The organism is Thermomonospora curvata DSM 43183, assembly GCF_000024385.1.
Classification (GTDB): Bacteria; Actinomycetota; Actinomycetes; order Streptosporangiales; family Streptosporangiaceae; genus Thermomonospora; species Thermomonospora curvata.
In genome coordinates this window covers 3,311,228-3,329,676 of sequence record NC_013510.1, presented here as the reverse complement: position 1 = coordinate 3,329,676, position 18,449 = coordinate 3,311,228, and the positions used below count along the sequence as shown (strand labels likewise).

Here is an 18,449-nt window from a genome sequence, read left to right as displayed (position 1 = left end):
TTTGCGGCCCCGCCCGGCCCGCACGGCTCGGCGGGTCGGTGCCGTGCGGGCCGTTCTTTCGCCGGGTTTTCACTGGGCGGGTGCGTCGCGCAGCATGCAGGTCAGGCGGGCGGTGCAGACCCGCCGGTCCTGATCGTCGGTGATGACGATGTCGTAGGTGGCCAGCGTCCGGCCGCCGTGCACCCGGGTGGCGACACCGGTGACGTGGCCTTCGGTGACCGACCGGTGGTGGGTGGCGTTGATCTCCACGCCGACCGCGATCCGTCCCGGCCCGGCGTGCAGGGCCGCCCCGGTGGAGCCCAGGGATTCGGCCAGCACGCAGGACGCTCCGCCGTGCAGCAGTCCGTAGGGCTGGGTGTTGCCTTTGACGGGCATCCGTCCCACCACGCGTTCGGCGCTGGCCTCCAGCAGTTCGATGCCCATGGTGGTGCCCAGGTCGCCTCTGGGTATGCCGCCGAACGTCTCGATGAGCCGGTTGCGGTCCTCCCCGCTGATGCCGCCGGGGGTCGCACTGCCCTGGTCGATCACGCATGCCTCCCTCAAAGTGTCGTAACGGAAGGCTAGGCTCAATCCGTGGAGACGACAGCACCGACCCCTGACAACGCCGATCGCGGCGCCGGCGAGGGCGGCCGGCTCCTGCTGCTGGACGGGCATTCCCTGGCCTACCGGGCGTTCTTCGCGCTGCCGGTGGAGAACTTCTCGACCACCGACGGCCAGCCCACCAACGCGGTCTACGGCTTCACGTCGATGCTCATCAACGTGCTGCGCGATGAGCAGCCCACGCACGTGGCGGTGGCCTTCGACCGTTCGGAGCCGACCTTCCGGCACGAGCAGTACGCCGACTACAAGGCGGGCCGGGCCAAGGCGCCCGATGAGTTCCGCAGCCAGGTCAGCTTGATCTTCGAGGTGCTGGACGCGCTGCGCATTCCCCGCCTGTCGGTGCCCGGCTATGAGGCCGACGACATCATCGCCACGCTGGCCTCCCAGGCGTCCGCCCAGGGCATGCAGACGCTGGTGGTCACCGGTGACCGGGACGCCTTCCAGCTGGTGAACGAGCACGTCACGGTGCTGTACCCGGTGCGGGGGGTCTCCGAGCTGGTGCGCTATGACCCGGCGAAGGTCGCCGAGAAGTACGGGGTGCCGCCCGAGCGCTACCGGGAGCTGGCCGCGCTGGTGGGGGAGACCAGCGACAACCTGCCCGGGGTGCCGGGGGTGGGGCCCAAGACCGCCGCCAAGTGGCTGACGCAGTACGGCGACCTGGACGGCCTGGTGCGCAACGCCGACAAGCTCAAGGGCAAGGCGGGCGCGGCGCTGCGCGAGCATCTGCCGCAGGTGCTGCGCAATCACCAGATCAACAAGCTGGACTGCGCGGTCCCGCTGGAGGTGGGGCCGGCGCAGCTGCGGCTGGGGCAGTGGGACCGGGAGGAGATCCACACCCTGTTCGACACCCTGCAGTTCCGGGTGCTGCGGGAACGGCTGTATGCGACGCTGTCGGCGGTGGAGCCGGAGGCCGAGGAGGGTTTCGCGGTCGAGCTGACCCGCCTGGAGCCGGGCGCGCTGGCGGCCTGGCTGGCCGAGCACGCCGGCCGGGCGGGGGAGCGGGTCGGGCTGGCCGTCACCGGCCGCTGGGGCCGCGGCACCGGCGAGGTGGACGCCCTGGCCGTGGCCACCGCCTCCGGGGCGGCCGTCTACGTGGAGCCGGCCGAGCTGGGAGAGGCCGACGAGCGGGCGCTGGCCGAGTGGCTGGCCGACCCGCACCGGCCCAAGGCGATCCACGACGCCAAGGGCCCGATGCTGGCGCTGGCCGCCCGCGGCATGACGCTGGCCGGGGTGACCAGCGACACCGCGTTGGCCGCCTACCTGGCGCTGCCCGGCCAGCGCACCTTCGACCTGGGTGACCTGGTGCTGCGCTACCTGCACAAGGAGCTGCGCGAGCACGCCGAGCCCGGCGGGCAGCTGACCATCGACGGCATCGCCGACGACGACGCCGCCCGGGAGCTGGCGGTGCGGGCCCGTGCCGTGCTGGAGCTGGCCGAGGCGCTGGACCGCGATCTGGAGCGGCGCGGCGCCGCCCGGCTGCTGCACGAGGTGGAGCTGCCGCTGACCGGGGTGCTGGCCGCCATGGAACGGGCCGGCATCGCGGTGGACGTCGACCATTTCATCCAGCTGTCGGCCTCGCTGGGCGGCCAGGCCAAGGACACCGAGCAGCAGGCGCACGCCGCCGTGGGGCACGAGTTCAACCTGGGCTCGCCCAAGCAGGTGCAGCAGGTGCTGTTCGAGGAGCTGGGGCTGCCCAAGACCAAGCGCACCAAGACCGGGTACACCACCGATTCGGAGGCGCTCAACAGCCTGCGGGCCAAAAGCGACCACCCGGTGCTGGAGCACATCCTGCGGTGGCGGGAGGTCGCCAAGCTGAAGAGCATCGTCGACTCCCTGATCCCGATGGCCGCCGAGGACGGCCGCATCCACACCACCTTCAACCAGATGGTCGCCGCCACCGGCCGGCTGTCGTCCACCGACCCGAACCTGCAGAACATCCCGATCCGCACCGCCGAGGGCCGGCAGATCCGGGAGGGGTTCGTGGTCGGGGAGGGGTATGAGTGCCTGCTGACGGCCGACTACAGCCAGATCGAGCTGCGCATCATGGCGCACCTGTCCGGCGATGAGGCGCTGATCGAGGCGTTCACCTCGGGCGCGGACTTCCACACCATCACCGCCTCGCGGGTGTTCGGGCTGCCGCCCGAGCAGATCGACGGGGAGCTGCGGGCCCGGATCAAGGCGATGAACTACGGGCTGGCCTACGGCCTGTCGCCGTTCGGGCTGGCCTCCCAGCTGGGCATCACCCCCGACGAGGCGCGGGTGCTGATGGAGGAGTACTTCCAGCAGTTCGGCGGGGTGCGCGACTACCTGCAGGGGGTGGTCCGCCGGGCCCGGCAGGACGGTTACACCGAGACCATCTTGGGCCGCCGCCGCTACCTGCCCGACCTGACCTCCGACAACCGGCAGCGCCGGGAGATGGCCGAGCGGATGGCGCTCAACGCCCCCATCCAGGGGTCGGCCGCCGACATCATCAAGGTCGCCTCGCTGCGGGTCGACCGGGCCCTGCGGGAACGCGGCCTGGCCTCCCGGATGCTGCTGCAGGTCCACGACGAGCTGGTCTTCGAAGTCGCCCCCGGGGAGCTGGAGGAGCTCAAGGAACTGGTCAGGGAGCAGATGACGGGCGCCTATGAGCTGCGCGCCCCGCTGGAGGTCGCCATGGGCACCGGCCGCACCTGGCAGCAGGCTGGCCACTGACCCCGCCGTGCCCGCCGCCCGGCCGGTGCCGTGGCCGCCCGGCGCGGTGCGCCTTGCGACGCGCCGCCTGCGGCCGGGGCGAGTGCCCTGGCCGCCGAGGCGGGTGCGGTGCCCCGGCGGGGCGTGGGGCCGCGTGCCGGCAACGGTTCCGTGACGGGGCGGGACGCATCCGCGGGCCGGGCGGGGGTTTACCGGGGTGTTAGCCGATTGTGCTCGGGTGTGCGCTACCGGCGGGGCCGGGACGGGCCCTACGCTGGGGCCGACCCCTTCGGTGATCGACGGGAGGGCCGTGCCACCCCTGCACAAGCTCGCCGGTGTAGTGATCGTCTTGGCGGTGATCGTGGGGCTGATCGCCCCGGACGCCGGAGGACAGGGCGCCGCCGAAGGGAGGACGGCGGGTGCGCCCGGCTCCTCGGCGCCGGCCGTCTCCCCGGCGGGGAGCGGGCGGCCGCAGCAGGCGGCGCGGACCGCCGCCACACCGGAGCCCGCCGCCCCCGAGCCCACCATCGGGCCGGCCTCGGCCACCGCGCGGCAGGTGCGCGCCAACGAGCTGGGACAGATCCCGGTGATCATGTATCACCGGATCGTCGCCAAGGAGACCACCTCGCTGGACCGCACTCTCGGTGAGTTCCGCAAGGAGCTGACCCGGCTGGCGGAGGAGGGGTATGTGCCCATCACCGCCGCCGAGTTCGCCCGGGGGTGGATCGACGTGCCGGCCGGGCGGCACCCGGTGGTGCTGACCTTCGACGACGGATCCCCCACCCACTTCGCCTTGGACGAGCAGGGCGTCCCCAAGCCGGACACCGCGGTCGGCGTCCTGCTGGAGGTGGCCCGGCGGTACCCGCACTTTCGGCCGGTGGCCACCTTCTACGTCAACGACGACCCGTTCGGACTGGGGGAGCGGGCGCCCGAAGGGATGCGCTGGCTGGTGGAGCACGGGTTCGAGATCGGCAACCACACCCTCAGCCACGCCGATCTGTCGCGGCTGCCGAAGGAGGGGGTCCAGCGGGAGATCGGCGAGGTCGAGGCGAAGATCACGGCGCTCACCGGCGCTCCCTCCGCCACGCTGGCCTACCCGTTCGGCGCCCGGCCCCGCAAGACGTCATGGGCGCGTTCCAAGCCGGGAAGCTACTCTTTCCGGGGAATCTTCCTGGCGGGGTGGCGGCCGTCACTATCGCCCTTCCATGCCGACTTCGACCCCGACGCGATCATGCGGATCCGCTCCGAAGGTAAAATCGCGGAAAACGATTGCCGTCGCTACTGCTCGCAGGCCTGGCTGGACTGGCTGGCCGACAACCCCGACGAGCGGTACGTCTCCGACGGTGACCCGGGCACGGTGGCCTTCCCGGAAGGTAAAACCCCGGATTTGGCAGCCCGGTATCGTAGATACGGCCGGTCCTACTAGACTGGCCTACAAATCTTGCTAGAGGGGGGGTCTGTCGCCCGCGCGCAGGGCCGTATCCCACGATTGACCGTCGTGGCTGCGTCCCATATGCTGATCGCTGCGCTGTGGGCCTGCGCGTGCTTCAGACAGAGCAGGCTCGCGCTCGGTCAGGTCGACATCGGTATTTCAGGCGGACCTCCGCCGTCTCCGGTTTTGGCAGGGACGAAAAAGGGCCCTCTGCGCTGCACAGACGAACGATTCATGTCCGTATCCGGAGCCAGCCCACACATGACGAGCAGCACCGACACCTCGACCACCACTCCTCAGGTAGCGGTCAACGACATTGGCTCGGCAGAGGAGTTCCTCGCCGCGATCGACGAAACGATCAAGTACTTCAACGACGGCGACATTGTCGAGGGCACTGTCGTCAAGGTCGACCGAGACGAGGTCTTGCTCGACATCGGCTACAAGACCGAGGGGGTCATCCCCTCCCGGGAGCTGTCGATCAAGCACGACGTCGACCCCCATGAGGTCGTCAAGGTCGGCGACCACGTCGAGGCCCTTGTCCTGCAGAAGGAGGACAAGGAGGGCCGGCTGATCCTGTCCAAGAAGCGCGCCCAGTACGAGCGCGCCTGGGGCACGATCGAGAAAATCAAGGAAGAGGACGGGATCGTCACCGGGACGGTCATCGAAGTCGTCAAGGGCGGCCTGATCCTCGACATCGGCCTGCGCGGCTTCCTGCCCGCCTCGCTGGTGGAGATGCGCCGCGTGCGCGACCTGCAGCCGTACGTCGGCCGCGAGCTCGAAGCCAAGATCATCGAGCTGGACAAGAACCGCAACAACGTGGTGCTGTCTCGGCGCGCCTGGCTGGAGCAGACCCAAAGCGAGGTCCGCCAGACCTTCCTCAACACCCTGCAGAAGGGCCAGGTCCGCAAGGGCGTGGTCTCCTCCATCGTCAACTTCGGTGCGTTCGTCGACCTGGGCGGCGTGGACGGCCTGGTGCACGTCTCCGAGCTGTCCTGGAAGCACATCGACCACCCCTCCGAGGTCGTCGAGGTGGGCCAGGAGGTCACCGTCGAGGTCCTCGACGTCGACATGGAGCGCGAGCGGGTGTCGCTGTCGCTGAAGGCGACCCAGGAGGACCCCTGGCAGCAGTTCGCCCGCACCCACCAGATCGGCCAGGTCGTGCCGGGCCGGGTCACCAAGCTGGTGCCGTTCGGCGCGTTCGTCCGCGTCGAGGAGGGCATCGAGGGCCTGGTGCACATCTCCGAGCTGGCCGAGCGCCACGTGGAGATCCCCGAGCAGGTCGTGCAGGTCGGCGACGAGATCTTCGTCAAGATCATCGACATCGACCTGGACCGGCGCCGCATCAGCCTGTCGCTCAAGCAGGCCAACGAGACCGCCCTCGGTGTCGACGAGGAGAACTTCGACCCGACCCTCTACGGCATGCCGGCCGAGTACGACGAGCACGGCAACTACAAGTACCCCGAGGGCTTCGACCCGGAGACCGGCGAGTGGCTGCCCGGTTACGAGGAGCAGCGCGAGGCCTGGGAGCGGCAGTACGCCGAGGCCCGCCAGCGCTACGAGGCCCACCGCCGCCAGATCGAGGAGGCCCGCCGGGCCGAGGCCGAGGCCGCCGGCGCCCTGGAGGGCGACACCTCCTACTCCGGCGGCGAGGCCGACTCCGGCGGCGCCCTGGCCTCCGACGAGGCCCTGGCCGCGCTCCGCGAGAAGCTGTCGGGCGGTCAGTGACCTCCGCCGCCGCGGCGCTTTGACCGCCGCGGCGTGAACCACGACGCCTGTGTCCCCGGCCCCAAGGCCGGGGACACCGCGTTCTCGCCCCCGTGGCGGACGTCGCCGCCCACCGCCCCCAGGCATCGGCGTTGCTCCGCCGCCCCGGGAGGCGCGGACCGGGCGGCATCGCGGTCGTGCGGCCGGTGCGGGAGGCGGTGACCACCGCCCCGGCGGTGCCGCCGGCCCGCCGGGAGCCGAGGGCGACGCCGCCACGGGGGTGCCGCGGCCCGAGAGAACGTCCCGGACCGGTGCTCGCCGGCTGAGCGGAGCCGGTGCGAAGACGGCGTCTTTTGACGGCCGCACCGAATGCACATTTCTGGAAAACCCCGCCAGGCGAGGGGCCGTGTCGGTCGATCGCCGGTCGGTGTGCGATGACATAATGACCATGGCCGGACGACGGTCCTCACGCTGGGGCCGCTCTCCGGCCGTGGTCGTTTTTTCCTGCGGCTTTCGTGGCCGGAGCAGGCACGACCCCGCCGAACCTCCCGCAGTCAGGAAGCGACGTCACGTGACCACCACCCATCCTGGAACCAGGCACCAGGACGCGCCGGCGATCGTCCCCCAAGGACCGGCGCGGCTGACGCTGATCGCGATCACGGTCGCGGTGCTCGCCCAGGTCCTGCGCCTGTCGGCACCGCAGTTCGACCATCTGGCCGGCTCGCTCGGCAACGCGGCCGCCGTCGCCGTGATCTCGGCGGTCTTCCTGGCCGGCATGGCCGCCCCGGCGCTGCGCGCCGCGACCGGCCCGGCCGGGCTGCTGCTGACCGGCGTCGGCGGGCTGCTGGCGGTGCGGCTGCTGGCGCAGCTGCTGTCCCCGCAGCTGTGGCTGGCGCTGCTCGGCACCGCCATCGGCATGATCGCCGTGGTGGCGCTGTATGAGGCGGCGCGGGGCCTGTCGGGGGTGGGGTTCGCCACCGCCACGGTGGCCGGGCTCGGCGCCGACACCACGCTGCGCATGGCGTTCGGCACCTGGGACCCGGTGTGGCGCTCCGGCCTCGCCGAGTGGGCGCTGTGCCTGCTGGTGGTCGGCCTGGGCGGCGCCGCCCTGGCCCGCGAGCTGCGCTCGGGCCCGGTGGCCGCGCCCGGCATCTCCTGGCGGGACGCCCTGGGCGCGGCGGCCTTCGGGCCGTTTTTGGCGCTGCAGATCCTGGTGCTGTCCAGCCCGGCGTTCGTGGCCTCCTCCGGCTGGCAGTCGCTGACCGTCGCGCACCTGGCCGTGGCCACCGGCCAGGGCCTGGCGCTGGCGTTCCTGGCCTCCGGGCTGGCGGTGCGGGCGGTGCCCGGCGGGGTGTGCGTGCTGGGCGGGACGGTGCTGGGCGTGGGCGTCGGCGCCGTCGCCGGGGCCTATGCGATCTCCGGGACGGTCGTCGTCGGCATCGTGATCTGCGGCCAGGTGCTGGCGGCCTGGCTGCTGGCGGTGGCCTGCCGCGCCCCGCTGCGCCGCGCCGGGCAGGGCGGCCCGGTGTGGCGGATCGACGTCGGCGCGGCGCTCGGCGGGTTCCTCATCGCGGCGGTGCTGCTGCCCTACCAGCTCAGCGCGGTCGGGGCGCTGCCGTTCCCCAACAACGTGCTGCCCGGCCTGGCCGGCATCGGGCTGGGCGCGCTGGCCGCCATCGCCGCCGCCCGCGGCGGGCCGCTGCCGGCGCGGGCGCCGCTGCGGGCGCTGGTCGGCGGGGCCGCGGCGTTGGTGCTGCTGGCGGGCACGCTGCTGTTCACCGTCACCAACCCCAAGGCCGAGCCGCGGGCCGCCGACCCCGCCAGGCTGCGGGTGCTGACCTACAACATCCACCACGGCGTCAACGCCGCGGGGAAGCTGGACTTGGACGCGCTGGCCGCCGTCATCGAGCGGCAGCGCGCCGATGTGGTGCTGCTGCAGGAGGTCGGGCGCGGCTCCCTGGTGTCGGGCACCACCGATGTGGGCGTGTGGCTGTCGCGCCGGCTCGGCATGCACCTGATCTGGGGTCCGGCCGCCGACGGGCAGTTCGGCAACGCCATCTTGACCTCCCGCCGGGTGCTGTCGTCGGGCAGCGCCCGCATGCCCAAGGGCGACTGGTCCCAGATCCGCGGCTACGTGTGGGCCCGCCTGGACGTCGGCGGCCGGCCCGTCTACGTGTGGTCCACGCACCTGGACGGCGGTGCCGATCGGGCCGCGGCCCGGCAGCGGGAGATCGCGGCGCTGCTGCGCGCCTGGGGCGGCGCCCCCCGCACGATCATCGGCGGCGACATGAACAGCGAGCCCGGCAGCGCGGAGATGAGCCGTTTCCTGGACGGCACCGGGCTGCGCGCCTCGGCGCTGGGCGACTACGCGCCCACCACCCCCGCCGGCAAGAAGGTCGACTGGATTCTCGGCACCGACGACCTGGTCTTCTCCGACCACGGGGTGCACCCGTCCAAGACCTCCGACCACTATCCGGTGGCGGTGACCGTCCGGATCGGGCAGTGACCGGCCGCCGGTGAGCACGGGACGGCCGGCGGGAGGGGACGCGGCGATGGACGCCCGGCAGGTGCGCATCCTGCCGGCCACCGAGCAGGACGCCGGGGAGATCCTCACCGTGCAGCGGGCCGCCTACCTGGCGGAGGCGCAGCTGTACGGCGACCCGTTCCTGCCGCCGCTGGTGGAGACCTGCCGGCAGGTGCGCGAGGCGCTGCGCGGCGACGGGCTGGCGCTGAAGGCGATGCTGGGGACTCGCCTGGTGGGGGCGGTGCGCGCCCGTTTCAGCGGCCGCACCTGCCTGATCGGCCGGCTGGCGGTGGCCCCGGACGTGCAGGGCCGCGGCATCGGCCGCCGGCTCATCGGCGCGGTGGAGGAGCGGGCCGCCGGCCGGGCCGACGAGTGCGTGCTGGTCACCGGGCATCTCAGCGAGGGCAACCTGCGGCTGGGGCGGAGGCTGGGCTACCGCGAGGGGCGCCGGGAACGGGTCGCCGCCCACCTGACGTTCGTTCACCTGCGCAAACCGCTCCCACCGCCCGCTTGAGCCCGATGCACCCCGATCCGGGGCGAAGGGGAGGGCACCGGCTAGGCTCGGGCCGTGTTGCGAGTGGGATTGACCGGTGGAATCGGTTCCGGCAAAAGCGAGGTGTCGGCGCGGCTGGCGGCCCGTGGCGCGCTCATCATCGACGCCGACAAGATCGCCCGTGAGGTGGTGGCGCCGGGCACCCCGGGCCTGGCCGCCGTGGTGGCCGAGTTCGGCGAGGAAGTGCTGCTGCCGGACGGCTCCATGGACCGGGAGAAGGTCGGTTCGATCGTGTTCGCCGACGCCGAGCGCCGCGCCGCCCTCAACGCGATCGTCCACCCCCTGGTGGGGCAGCGCATGGAGGAGCTCGTGTCGGCCGCCCCCCGGGACGCCATCGTGGTCTATGACGTCCCGCTGCTGGTGGAAAACGGCCTGGCGGAGATGTACGACGTGGTCGTGGTGGTGGACGTGCCGGTGCAGACCCAGATCGAGCGGCTCACCACCCGGCGCGGCATGAGCGAGTCCGACGCCCGGGCGCGGATCGCGGCGCAGGCCTCCCGGGAGCAGCGGCTGGCGGTCGCCGACCACGTCATCGACAACTCCGGGACGCTGCAGGAGCTGGAGGAGCGGGTCGAGGCGCTGTGGGCGGAGCTGACCGAGCGGGCCGCGGCGTCCTGAACCGGCCGCCGAAAAACAGGTGCCGGGAGGCCCCGGAATGAGATATATCGGGTCTTGGTTCGCTTAGGGTCGCTTCATGTTCAGGGGTCCGGGGACGGCGATGGAGCCGAAGAGAAGATCACGGATGCTGGACGTCTCACTGGCGATCGGTTCCGCGGTCATCGATGCGGCGCTGATGCAGGCCGCCGGGCTGAACACCTCCTGGACTCCCCGCTGGGCGGCGCTCGCCGCGGCCGTCCTGCTCGGCCTGGCCCTGGTGGTGCGCCGCCGCCGCCCGGTCGCCCTGGCCGGCGTCGTGGTCGCCGCCGGGGCGCTCACCGGGGCGGGCGCCGTCTCCGGCCTCATCGCGCTGTACTCGCTGGGCGCCTACGCCTCCTCCCGGCGGGCCGTGATCTGCCTTGCGGCGGCGGCGATCGCGGCGTTCACCCTGCAGCCGGAGCCGGGGCTGCGGCATGAGGAGCCGCTGTGGCTGCGCCTGGCCGTCGCCGCCGTCTTCGTCGCGCCGCCGGTGCTGCTGGGCCTGTACATGGGCACCCGCAAGCAGCTCATCGCCTCGCTGCAGGAACGCACCCGGCGGCTGGAACGCGAACGGACCCTGCTGGCCGAGCGCGCCCGGGTGGAGGAACGCGCCCGCATCGCCCGGGAGATGCACGATGTGGTGGCCAACCGGGTCAGCGTCATGGTGGTGCACGCCTCGGCGCTGAAGGCGATCGCCGCCCGCGACCCCGAGCGCGCCGCCGAGACCGCCGCCGTCATCGCAGACATGGGCCGGCAGGCGCTGGAGGAGCTGCGCCAGGTGATCGGGGTGCTGCGGCTGGGAGAGACCAGCGGCCCGCAGCCCACGCCCACCCTGGAGGACTTCCGCCGGCTGGTGGACCAGTCCGGGGCGGCCGGGCTGAAGGTCAGCCTGACCACGGAGATCGAGGACGGGACGCTGCCGCCGGAGGTGGCCCGCACCGCCTACCGGGTGCTCCAGGAGGCGCTCACCAACGTCCACAAGCACGCCGGCGGCGCCGACACCTGCGTGCGGATCCGGCAGATGCCGGACGTCATCGAGATGGCGGTGGAGAACGAGCCGGGCGACGAGCCCGGCCACGCCCTGCCCGGCGGCGGCAACGGCCTGGTGGGGCTGCGGGAGCGGGTCACCGCGCTGGGCGGCTCCCTGGAGGCCGGGCCGCGGCCGGGAGGGGGGTTCGCCGTCCACGCCCGCATCCCGCTGCCCGCCGTCTCCTGAAGGCCGCCGTCCCGCCGGCCGCCCCCCATGGGCGGAAGTGGACGGAAACGTCACACCGGCTGCGTACAGTGGGGCACGTGGGCGCGAGCCGTCCCCCGCCCGTTCGGCTCGCGCACGGGGGGCCGGGGGCCGTCCCCGCAGGAACGGGACCAGGGAGGAACGACGTGCGGCCTGTCACCGATCTGCAGCGCAAGGACGCGCCCTTCAAGGTCGTCACGGACATGACGCCCTCGGGCGACCAGCCGCAGGCCATCGCCGAACTGGAGGCGCGGATCCGGCGCGGCGACCGCGACGTGGTGCTGCTGGGCGCCACCGGCACCGGCAAGACCGCCACGGTGGCCTGGCTGATCGAGCGGCTGCAGCGGCCGACGCTGGTGATGCAGCCGAACAAGACGCTGGCCGCCCAGTTCGCCAACGAGCTGCGCCAGATGCTGCCGCACAACGCCGTCGAGTACTTCGTGTCGTACTACGACTACTACCAGCCCGAGGCCTACGTCCCCCAGACCGACACCTACATCGAAAAGGACTCCTCCATCAACGAGGAGGTCGAGCGGCTGCGGCACTCGGCCACCAACTCGCTGCTGACCCGCCGCGACACCGTGGTGGTCGCCTCGGTCTCCTGCATCTACGGCCTGGGCACCCCGCAGGAGTACGTCGACCGCATGGTGACGCTGCGCGTCGGCATGGAGATCGACCGGGACGCGCTGCTGCGCAAGCTGGTCGACATGCACTACACCCGCAACGACGTGGCCTTCACCCGGGGCACCTTCCGGGTCCGCGGCGACACCGTGGAGATCATCCCGCAGTACGAGGAGCTCGCCGTCCGGATCGAGATGTTCGGCGACGAGATCGAGCGGCTGGCCACGCTGCACCCGCTCAACGGGGAGGTGCTCGGCGACAGCGACGAGGTGCACATCTTCCCCGCCTCCCACTACGTGGCCGGCCCGGAGCGGATGGAACGCGCGATCGCCGGGATCGAGGCCGAGCTGGCCGAGCGGCTGGCCGAGCTGGAGGCCCAGGGCAAGCTGCTGGAGGCGCAGCGGCTGCGCATGCGCACCACCCACGACATCGAGATGATGCGGCAGGTCGGCACCTGCTCCGGCATCGAGAACTACTCCCGCCACATCGACGGCCGCGAGCCCGGCAGCCCGCCGCACACCCTGCTGGACTACTTCCCCGAGGACTTCCTGCTGGTCATCGACGAGTCGCACCAGACCGTCCCGCAGATCGGCGCCATGTACGAAGGGGACGCCTCCCGCAAGCGGATGCTGGTCGAGCACGGTTTCCGGCTGCCGTCGGCGCTGGACAACCGCCCGCTGAAGTGGGAGGAGTTCTGCGAGCGCATCGGCCAGACCGTCTACCTGTCGGCCACCCCGGGGCCGTATGAGCTGAGCCGGGTCGGCGGGGACGTGGTCGAGCAGGTCATCCGGCCCACCGGGCTGGTGGATCCGGAGATCGTGGTCAAGCCCACCAAGGGGCAGATCGACGACCTGGTCCACGAGATCCGGCTGCGCGCCGAGCGGGACGAGCGGGTGCTGGTCACCACGCTCACCAAGAAGATGGCCGAGGACCTCACCGACTACCTGCTGGAGCTGGGCATCCGAGTCCGTTACCTGCACAGCGAGGTCGACACGCTGCGGCGCATCGAGCTGCTGCGGGAGCTGCGCAGCGGCGAGTTCGACGTGCTGGTCGGCATCAACCTGCTGCGCGAGGGCCTGGACCTGCCGGAGGTGTCGCTGGTGGCCATCCTGGACGCCGACAAGGAGGGCTTCCTGCGCTCGGAGACCTCCCTGATCCAGACCATCGGCCGGGCCGCCCGCCACGTCTCCGGCCAGGTCCACATGTACGCCGACCAGATCACCCCGTCCATGGCCCGCGCCATCGAGGAGACCAACCGGCGCCGCGCCAAGCAGCAGGCCTACAACGCCGAGCACGGCATCGAGCCCAAGGCGCTGCGCAAGCGCATCGCCGACATCCTCGACTCCCTGGTCCGCGAGGACGCCGACACCCAGACCCTGCTGGGGGACGGACGCCGGCTCAGCCGCGGCAAGGCCCCCGTGCCCGGCCTGGCCCCCCGCACCCGCCAGGCCGGCCGTCACGCCGCCGACCTGGTCGGCGAGCGTCCCCGGGAGGAGCTGGAGTCGCTCATCGAGCAGATGACCGAGCAGATGCACCAGGCCGCCGCGGATCTGCAGTTCGAGCTGGCCGCCCGGCTGCGCGATGAGATCAAAGAGCTCAAGCGCGAGCTGCGCGACATGAAGGAGGCCGGCGTCCACTGAGCCTTTCCCAGCAGGAGGTCTCACCGGGCCGGGACGGCGACCCGGGCGGTGCCCGGGGGCATGAGGCTGCAGGTCACGGCACCGTGCCCGACTGCGGCGCCCCCGTGGGCGATCTGCGGGAGCGGCGGGCGGAGAAAAGCCCGCCGGCCCCTGACGGAGCGCCGCGGGCGCGCCCTCGGGACGTGCAGGCGGAGATGACGGTGCGGACGGCCCGCGAAGAGGAGCTGGCGCTGCTTCCGGAGATCGAACGCAGCGCCGATACGCTCTTTCAGCGCCTGGGCATCGTCTTCCCGCCCGGGCCCACGGTGATCGAGGAGATCGGAGCGGACGCCCGGGTGCTGGTCGCCGGGGAACCGCCCATCGCCTTCGCCGCGGTCATCGAACTGGACGGGCACCCCCATCTGGAGCAGATCGCCGTGGCCGCCGAGTTCACCGGCCGCGGGATCGGCGGGCTGCTGCTGGAACGGGTCATCGCGCAGGCCGCCGGCCCGCTGACGCTGATCACCTTCCGCACGGTGCCGTGGAACGGGCCGTGGTATGCCCGGCACGGTTTCACCGAGCTGCCCGGCGACCGATGGGGACCCCGGCTGCGGGCGCACTGGCAGGCCGAGATCGACGCCGGGTTGCACGCCCTGGGACCCCGGACGGTCATGTGGCGGCGGGGCGGCCGCTGACGGCCTGCCGGTTTTCGGGTGGCGGCCGCTTCGCCGGAGCCCGGCACGCGAATTCCCTGCCGTTGCCGTCGCTTGGCGGCGCCGGTCACCGAGTAAAAGATCACTCCTCCGTCGCGAAGAGAAGATCTTTTTCCGGAAGTCCGGAAAACACTAGGGGCGAGGGCCGGCGGCAAGCATATCCGACTTTACCTTTTTAAGAGATATATGGCGTGAGCTTGGGGTTGGGGGCGTTGAGGTCAAGGGCATTGGGGGGAATTGATACATATCAAGTGGTGTGTCGAGCGGGTCACTGCTTGAGGATCGACTAAGCAGTTCGAAACAGCGATGCGGACGGTGGGTCGTATGACGAGCATGACGGTGCATCGGGAGGACGACTTCGCGACCACCGTGCTGCGGCACGGGGATCGCGCAGTGGTCTATGTCTCAGGAGATGTCGACCTGAGCACCGAGGACCATCTGCGACAGGCCCTGCTGTCCCTGATCGGCGAACAGCGGGTGCGTCAGGTGGTCGTGGACCTGCGCGAGATCGGCTTCTTCGGCTCCGACGGACTGCGAGTGCTGGCCCAGGCGCAACTGGCCTCCGAACTCGAAGGGGTCACGCTGACATTGGCCGCGGTGCCGCCGAACGTGCTGCGCATCATGGAGATCACCGGCATGGCGGGCTCGTTCCGCATCCGCAAGCTCGCCCCCACCTGATCGCCCTTCGCCCTCGGCGAGCCCGGCGCCGGGCTCGCCGAGGGCTTTTTCGTGCCCGTGCGCGGGATATGACGGCCGGGGAACGCCGTGGAGGCCCAGGTGGAACGCCTCGGGCCGTCCTTGGCGGCTGCGCTTTTCCGTACGTGGCCTCGGCGCCGGGGACAGAAAGCCCGGCGATGCCGGGCATCGTCCTAGATCGCGGCAACGTCCCCGGCGGTGCCCGCGTGCTCTCGCTCCCGGTGGAAGCGTGTCGCAAGGGACGCTCTTGAACCAAGGTGAGACGCCGATCTGACGATTTCAGTCAGATCGGTCAGAAGGTCAGTTCGTGGCCGCTGGAACTGAATCTTTTTCAGAATGCCGCGCCCGCAGGCCGGGACGGATGCGCGGCGCCGGGGACGGAGGTGCTGCGGATTTGGGTGGCCCTCAGGGCTCCCGCCTCCTTGGCGCCTGGGGCCGCACTCTGCCGGGGTGCACACCGCCCCTGGTAGAAGGGGGGGCAGGGAGGTGCGACCTGTGCGGCCCTCCGGGCGTCCTCGTGCGACTCTCGGGGGCGTATGACGTGGGCGCGGACGGCTTCCGCCCGGATCACCACTTGTGATCTACAACGTAAAGCCGGGAACCGGTGATGTTGAACAGGCGTCTCTCCTCATGCGAACGGTGAGAAGAGGAGGGGCATGACCGGCCCGGGAACGTGGCTGCGCGGCCTGCGCCGCCGGTTGGGTGAACGGGGAACGGCTCTTGCGGCGCTGCTGGCGTTGGTCTTGCTGGCCATCGGCCCGCTGGTGGCGCTGCCGGCGGTGCGCTGCGAGGTCTTCGGCCTCGGCTGCCGCCGCCCGGCGCCGCAGCCGTCGGCGGCCGAGCCCGCCCGCACCGCCACGCCCCGCCCGCTCACTCCCGTGGAGGCCGCCACCTGGGGTTCCTATGTGGCGCTCGGCGACTCCTACTCGGCGGGGGAGGGCGCCTACGCCACGGCGGCCGACCGGGCGCCGACCAATCGGTGCCGCCGCACCTCGCAGGCCTACTACCACACGATCGCCAAGGAGTTCCGCTTCGCCGGCGGGAGCGCGCTGTGGGCGTGCAGCGGCGCCACCACCCAGCACGTGCTCAAGGGCAAGGCGGGGGAGCCGCCGCAGATCGAGCGGGTCAACGCCGGCACCAGCCTGGTGACCATCAGCGTGGGCGGCAACGACGCGGGGTTCTCCCGGGTGCTGGCGGGCTGCGTGATCCGGGTGCCGTGGAGCCGGGCCTGCCGGGACCAGGGCGGTGAGATCGCCGACCGGCTGGCGGCGCTGCGCCTTTCCCTGGCCGAGGTGCTGGACGCGATCACCGAGCGCGCCCCGCGCGCCCGGGTGATCGTGCTGGGCTATCCGCGTCTGTTCGCCGAGACCGAGGGGGCCGCCGGCGACAATTTGAGCATCGGCGACCAGCAGTGGCTCAACTCCCAGGCCCGGGCCCTCAACGAGGTCATCCGGCAGGTGGCGGCCGACCGCGACCACCAGATCGCCGCGAGCGGGGGAGCCGGCAGCGTGGAGTTCATCGACGCCTACAGCGCTTTCGCCGGGCATGAGGTCGGCACCCCCGACCCCTATGTCAACGGGCTGAAGGTCGATCTGGCGGCGCTGGCGGCCGAGCCCGCCAGCTTCCATCCCACCGCGGGCGGCTACCGGGCCCTGGCCGCCCTGGTCAGCCAGCAGATCAAGGCCGGCCCCGGCCGTCCCCTCCACCAGTACCGGTGAGACGGGACGGCCGGGGCGGGGCCGTCACTCGCTCGACAGGGCGTTGAGGCGTTCGAGGGCCTCGGCGAACTCCTGCATCATGTCGTAGACGACCTGGCGGGCGGGGCGGACGGTGTTCATCAGCCCCACGCACTGCCCGACGAAGTAGTTGGCCAGTTCCCGGGCCCCGGGGTGGCCGCTCTCGGCGACCTTGTTGATCTGCCGCATGGCGCCTTCGGCCAGCACCATCTGCGTCGGCATGCCCAGCGGGCCGGGGCTGTCGGGGCCCTCCCAGGCGTCGGTCCAGGCCGAGCGGAGCTGCCGGGCGGGCTTGCCGGTGCGCGAGCGGGAGCGGATGGTGTCGCGGGAGGTGGCGGCCAGCATCTTCTCCTTGACGTGCGGCGGGGTCTCGGCCTCCTCGGTGGTCAGCCACACCGAGCCGCACCACACCCCGGAGGCGCCCAGCGCCATCGCGGCGGCCATCTGGCGTCCGGTGGCGATGCCGCCGGCGGCCAGCACCGGCACCGGGGCGACGGCGTCCACCACCTCGGGGACCAGCACCATGGTGGAGATCTCGCCGGTGTGCCCGCCGGCCTCGGTGCCCTGGGCGACGATGAGGTCCACTCCGGCGGCCACCTGGCGGCGGGCGTGCTCGACGGTGCCGACCAGGGCGGCGACCGGGACGCCGGCGGACTTGGCCGCCTCCACCATGCGCGGCGGCGGGGTGCCCAGCGCGCTGGCGATCAGCCGGATGGGGTGGGAGAGGGCGACCTCGATGAGGTCGGTGGCGCCCTTCTCGGTGACCTGCTCGCCGACGCCCTTGGCCTTGGAGCGGCGGGCGGCCTCGAAGTCCGGCAGCGGGACCTGGTAGCGGGCGAACAGGTCGCGCAGGAAGTTCCAGTGCTCCTCGGGCACCGCGGCGAGCATGGCGGCCAGCCCGCCGCCGGACTCGCCGGACTTGTCGCCGTTTTTGAGGTCGAGCTTGGCCGGCACCAGCACATCCACCCCGTAGGGCCGGCCGCCGACCTGCCGGTCGATCCAGCGCAGCTCCTCTTCGAGCCGCTCGGGGGAATAGGCGACGGCGCCGAGCACTCCCATCCCGCCGGCGTTGGTGACCGCCGCGACCACGTCGCGGCAGTGACTGAAGGCCAGCAGCGGGAACTCGATGCCGAACATCTCGCAGACCTCGGTACGCATGGCTTGACGCTACTGGACCGAATGTCATTCGGTCCAGTCGGCGCAGGTCGTGAGCCCGCACACTCCCGGGCGGCCGGGCCCGGACATGGGAACGGCCCGTGCCGGGCCGGGCACGGGCCGTGCGGTCGCGGGACGGGGCGCCCCTTCCGCTCAGGCGGGACGGAACAGCAGGTAGGACTCGCCCTCTTCGGGGTGCACGAAGACGGCCCGCAGGGGGAGCCCTTCGCGCAGGGCGGCGGGGTCCACCTCGGTCAGCCGGCCGTGCAGCCAGGGGCCCTCGGCCAGCTCCACCAGCGCCAGATGCACCGGCGGCGGGGTGGTGCCGTCCTCGGCGGGGCGGCCGTGCAGCGTCGTCCAGCTCACCAAGGTCGCCTCACCACTGGCCTCGGCCCAGCTCAGCTCGTTGCCGCCGCACTCGGCGCAGCCGGTCTGGTCGGGGGTCAGCCAGCGGTCGCACGGCTCGCACCGCTTGATCAGCAGCCTGTCCTCGGCGGCGGCGTCGAAGAACGGGTCGGTGCGGCCGTCCTTGCGCAGGATTCCCACGTCCATG

Annotated in this window: 14 protein-coding genes; 11 read left to right on the top strand and 3 right to left on the bottom strand. The window is 72.0% G+C overall.

What is annotated here, in order from left to right:
* Window positions 1-69: 69 nt before the first annotated feature.
* On the bottom strand, window positions 70-468 hold the full coding sequence (locus TCUR_RS14070) for a PaaI family thioesterase (protein WP_052305680.1): 399 nt from the start codon (window positions 466-468) through the stop codon (window positions 70-72).
* Window positions 469-573: 105 nt separating this feature from the next.
* On the opposite strand from TCUR_RS14070, the gene polA reads away from it, so the two are divergent.
* The 11 genes from polA to TCUR_RS14015 all read left to right on the top strand — a co-directional run bounded on the left by polA (window position 574) and on the right by TCUR_RS14015 (window position 16,723).
* Entirely contained in the window at window positions 574-3,294 is a 2,721-nt protein-coding gene (gene polA, locus TCUR_RS14065) for a DNA polymerase I (RefSeq protein ID WP_012853181.1), read from the top strand.
* A gap of 289 nt (window positions 3,295-3,583) precedes the next feature.
* Window positions 3,584-4,699 (top strand): polysaccharide deacetylase family protein, encoded by a 1,116-nt coding sequence (locus tag TCUR_RS14060; RefSeq protein ID WP_012853180.1) that lies wholly within the window; start codon window positions 3,584-3,586, stop codon window positions 4,697-4,699.
* Between the two features lie 267 nt (window positions 4,700-4,966).
* Complete coding sequence (gene rpsA / locus TCUR_RS14055) at window positions 4,967-6,430, top strand: 30S ribosomal protein S1 (RefSeq protein ID WP_012853179.1); 1,464 nt, start codon at window positions 4,967-4,969, stop codon at window positions 6,428-6,430.
* 550 nt (window positions 6,431-6,980) lie between these two features.
* Window positions 6,981-8,915, top strand: a complete 1,935-nt coding sequence (locus tag TCUR_RS14050; RefSeq protein ID WP_012853178.1) for an endonuclease/exonuclease/phosphatase family protein — start codon at window positions 6,981-6,983, stop codon at window positions 8,913-8,915.
* 46 nt (window positions 8,916-8,961) lie between these two features.
* A complete protein-coding gene (locus TCUR_RS14045; protein WP_012853177.1) occupies window positions 8,962-9,447 on the top strand; it encodes a GNAT family N-acetyltransferase in 486 nt (161 codons plus the stop codon).
* Window positions 9,448-9,501: 54 nt separating this feature from the next.
* Window positions 9,502-10,104: a dephospho-CoA kinase gene (gene coaE / locus TCUR_RS14040; protein ID WP_012853176.1), complete on the top strand. Its 603-nt coding sequence runs from the start codon at window positions 9,502-9,504 to the stop codon at window positions 10,102-10,104.
* 124 nt (window positions 10,105-10,228) lie between these two features.
* Window positions 10,229-11,338 (top strand): sensor histidine kinase, encoded by a 1,110-nt coding sequence (locus TCUR_RS14035; RefSeq protein ID WP_012853175.1) that lies wholly within the window; start codon window positions 10,229-10,231, stop codon window positions 11,336-11,338.
* Window positions 11,339-11,502: 164 nt separating this feature from the next.
* Window positions 11,503-13,617: an excinuclease ABC subunit UvrB gene (uvrB, locus tag TCUR_RS14030; RefSeq protein ID WP_012853174.1), complete on the top strand. Its 2,115-nt coding sequence runs from the start codon at window positions 11,503-11,505 to the stop codon at window positions 13,615-13,617.
* 194 nt (window positions 13,618-13,811) lie between these two features.
* Window positions 13,812-14,291 (top strand): GNAT family N-acetyltransferase, encoded by a 480-nt coding sequence (locus TCUR_RS14025; protein WP_052305679.1) that lies wholly within the window; start codon window positions 13,812-13,814, stop codon window positions 14,289-14,291.
* A gap of 342 nt (window positions 14,292-14,633) precedes the next feature.
* Entirely contained in the window at window positions 14,634-14,987 is a 354-nt protein-coding gene (locus TCUR_RS14020) for an STAS domain-containing protein (RefSeq protein ID WP_012853172.1), read from the top strand.
* Window positions 14,988-15,661: 674 nt separating this feature from the next.
* Window positions 15,662-16,723 carry an SGNH/GDSL hydrolase family protein gene (locus TCUR_RS14015; RefSeq protein ID WP_012853171.1) on the top strand — a complete coding sequence of 354 codons (1,062 nt, stop codon included), beginning with the start codon at window positions 15,662-15,664 and terminating at the stop codon, window positions 16,721-16,723.
* A 24-nt stretch (window positions 16,724-16,747) separates the two neighbouring features.
* On the opposite strand, the gene TCUR_RS14010 is transcribed toward TCUR_RS14015, so the two are convergent.
* Together TCUR_RS14010 and TCUR_RS14005 are read right to left on the bottom strand one after the other, a co-directional pair.
* On the bottom strand, window positions 16,748-17,899 hold the full coding sequence (locus TCUR_RS14010) for an NAD(P)H-dependent flavin oxidoreductase (protein ID WP_012853170.1): 1,152 nt from the start codon (window positions 17,897-17,899) through the stop codon (window positions 16,748-16,750).
* A gap of 150 nt (window positions 17,900-18,049) precedes the next feature.
* Window positions 18,050-18,448 (bottom strand): Zn-ribbon domain-containing OB-fold protein, encoded by a 399-nt coding sequence (locus tag TCUR_RS14005; RefSeq protein WP_012853169.1) that lies wholly within the window; start codon window positions 18,446-18,448, stop codon window positions 18,050-18,052.
* Window position 18,449: the final 1 nt, after the last annotated feature.

Excerpts from the sequence above, each read along its gene's own strand:
- TCUR_RS14035 (WP_012853175.1), top strand. The coding sequence starts at position 10,229 with ATGCTGGACGTCTCACTGGCGATCGGTTCCGCGGTCATCGATGCGGCG.
- TCUR_RS14010 (WP_012853170.1), bottom strand. The coding sequence starts at position 17,899 with ATGCGTACCGAGGTCTGCGAGATGTTCGGCATCGAGTTCCCGCTGCTG.
- TCUR_RS14005 (WP_012853169.1), bottom strand. The coding sequence starts at position 18,448 with ATGGACGTGGGAATCCTGCGCAAGGACGGCCGCACCGACCCGTTCTTC.
- TCUR_RS14015 (WP_012853171.1), top strand. The coding sequence starts at position 15,662 with ATGACCGGCCCGGGAACGTGGCTGCGCGGCCTGCGCCGCCGGTTGGGT.
- TCUR_RS14025 (WP_052305679.1), top strand. The coding sequence starts at position 13,812 with ATGACGGTGCGGACGGCCCGCGAAGAGGAGCTGGCGCTGCTTCCGGAG.
- TCUR_RS14020 (WP_012853172.1), top strand. The coding sequence starts at position 14,634 with ATGACGAGCATGACGGTGCATCGGGAGGACGACTTCGCGACCACCGTG.
- TCUR_RS14045 (WP_012853177.1), top strand. The coding sequence starts at position 8,962 with ATGGACGCCCGGCAGGTGCGCATCCTGCCGGCCACCGAGCAGGACGCC.
- rpsA (WP_012853179.1), top strand. The coding sequence starts at position 4,967 with ATGACGAGCAGCACCGACACCTCGACCACCACTCCTCAGGTAGCGGTC.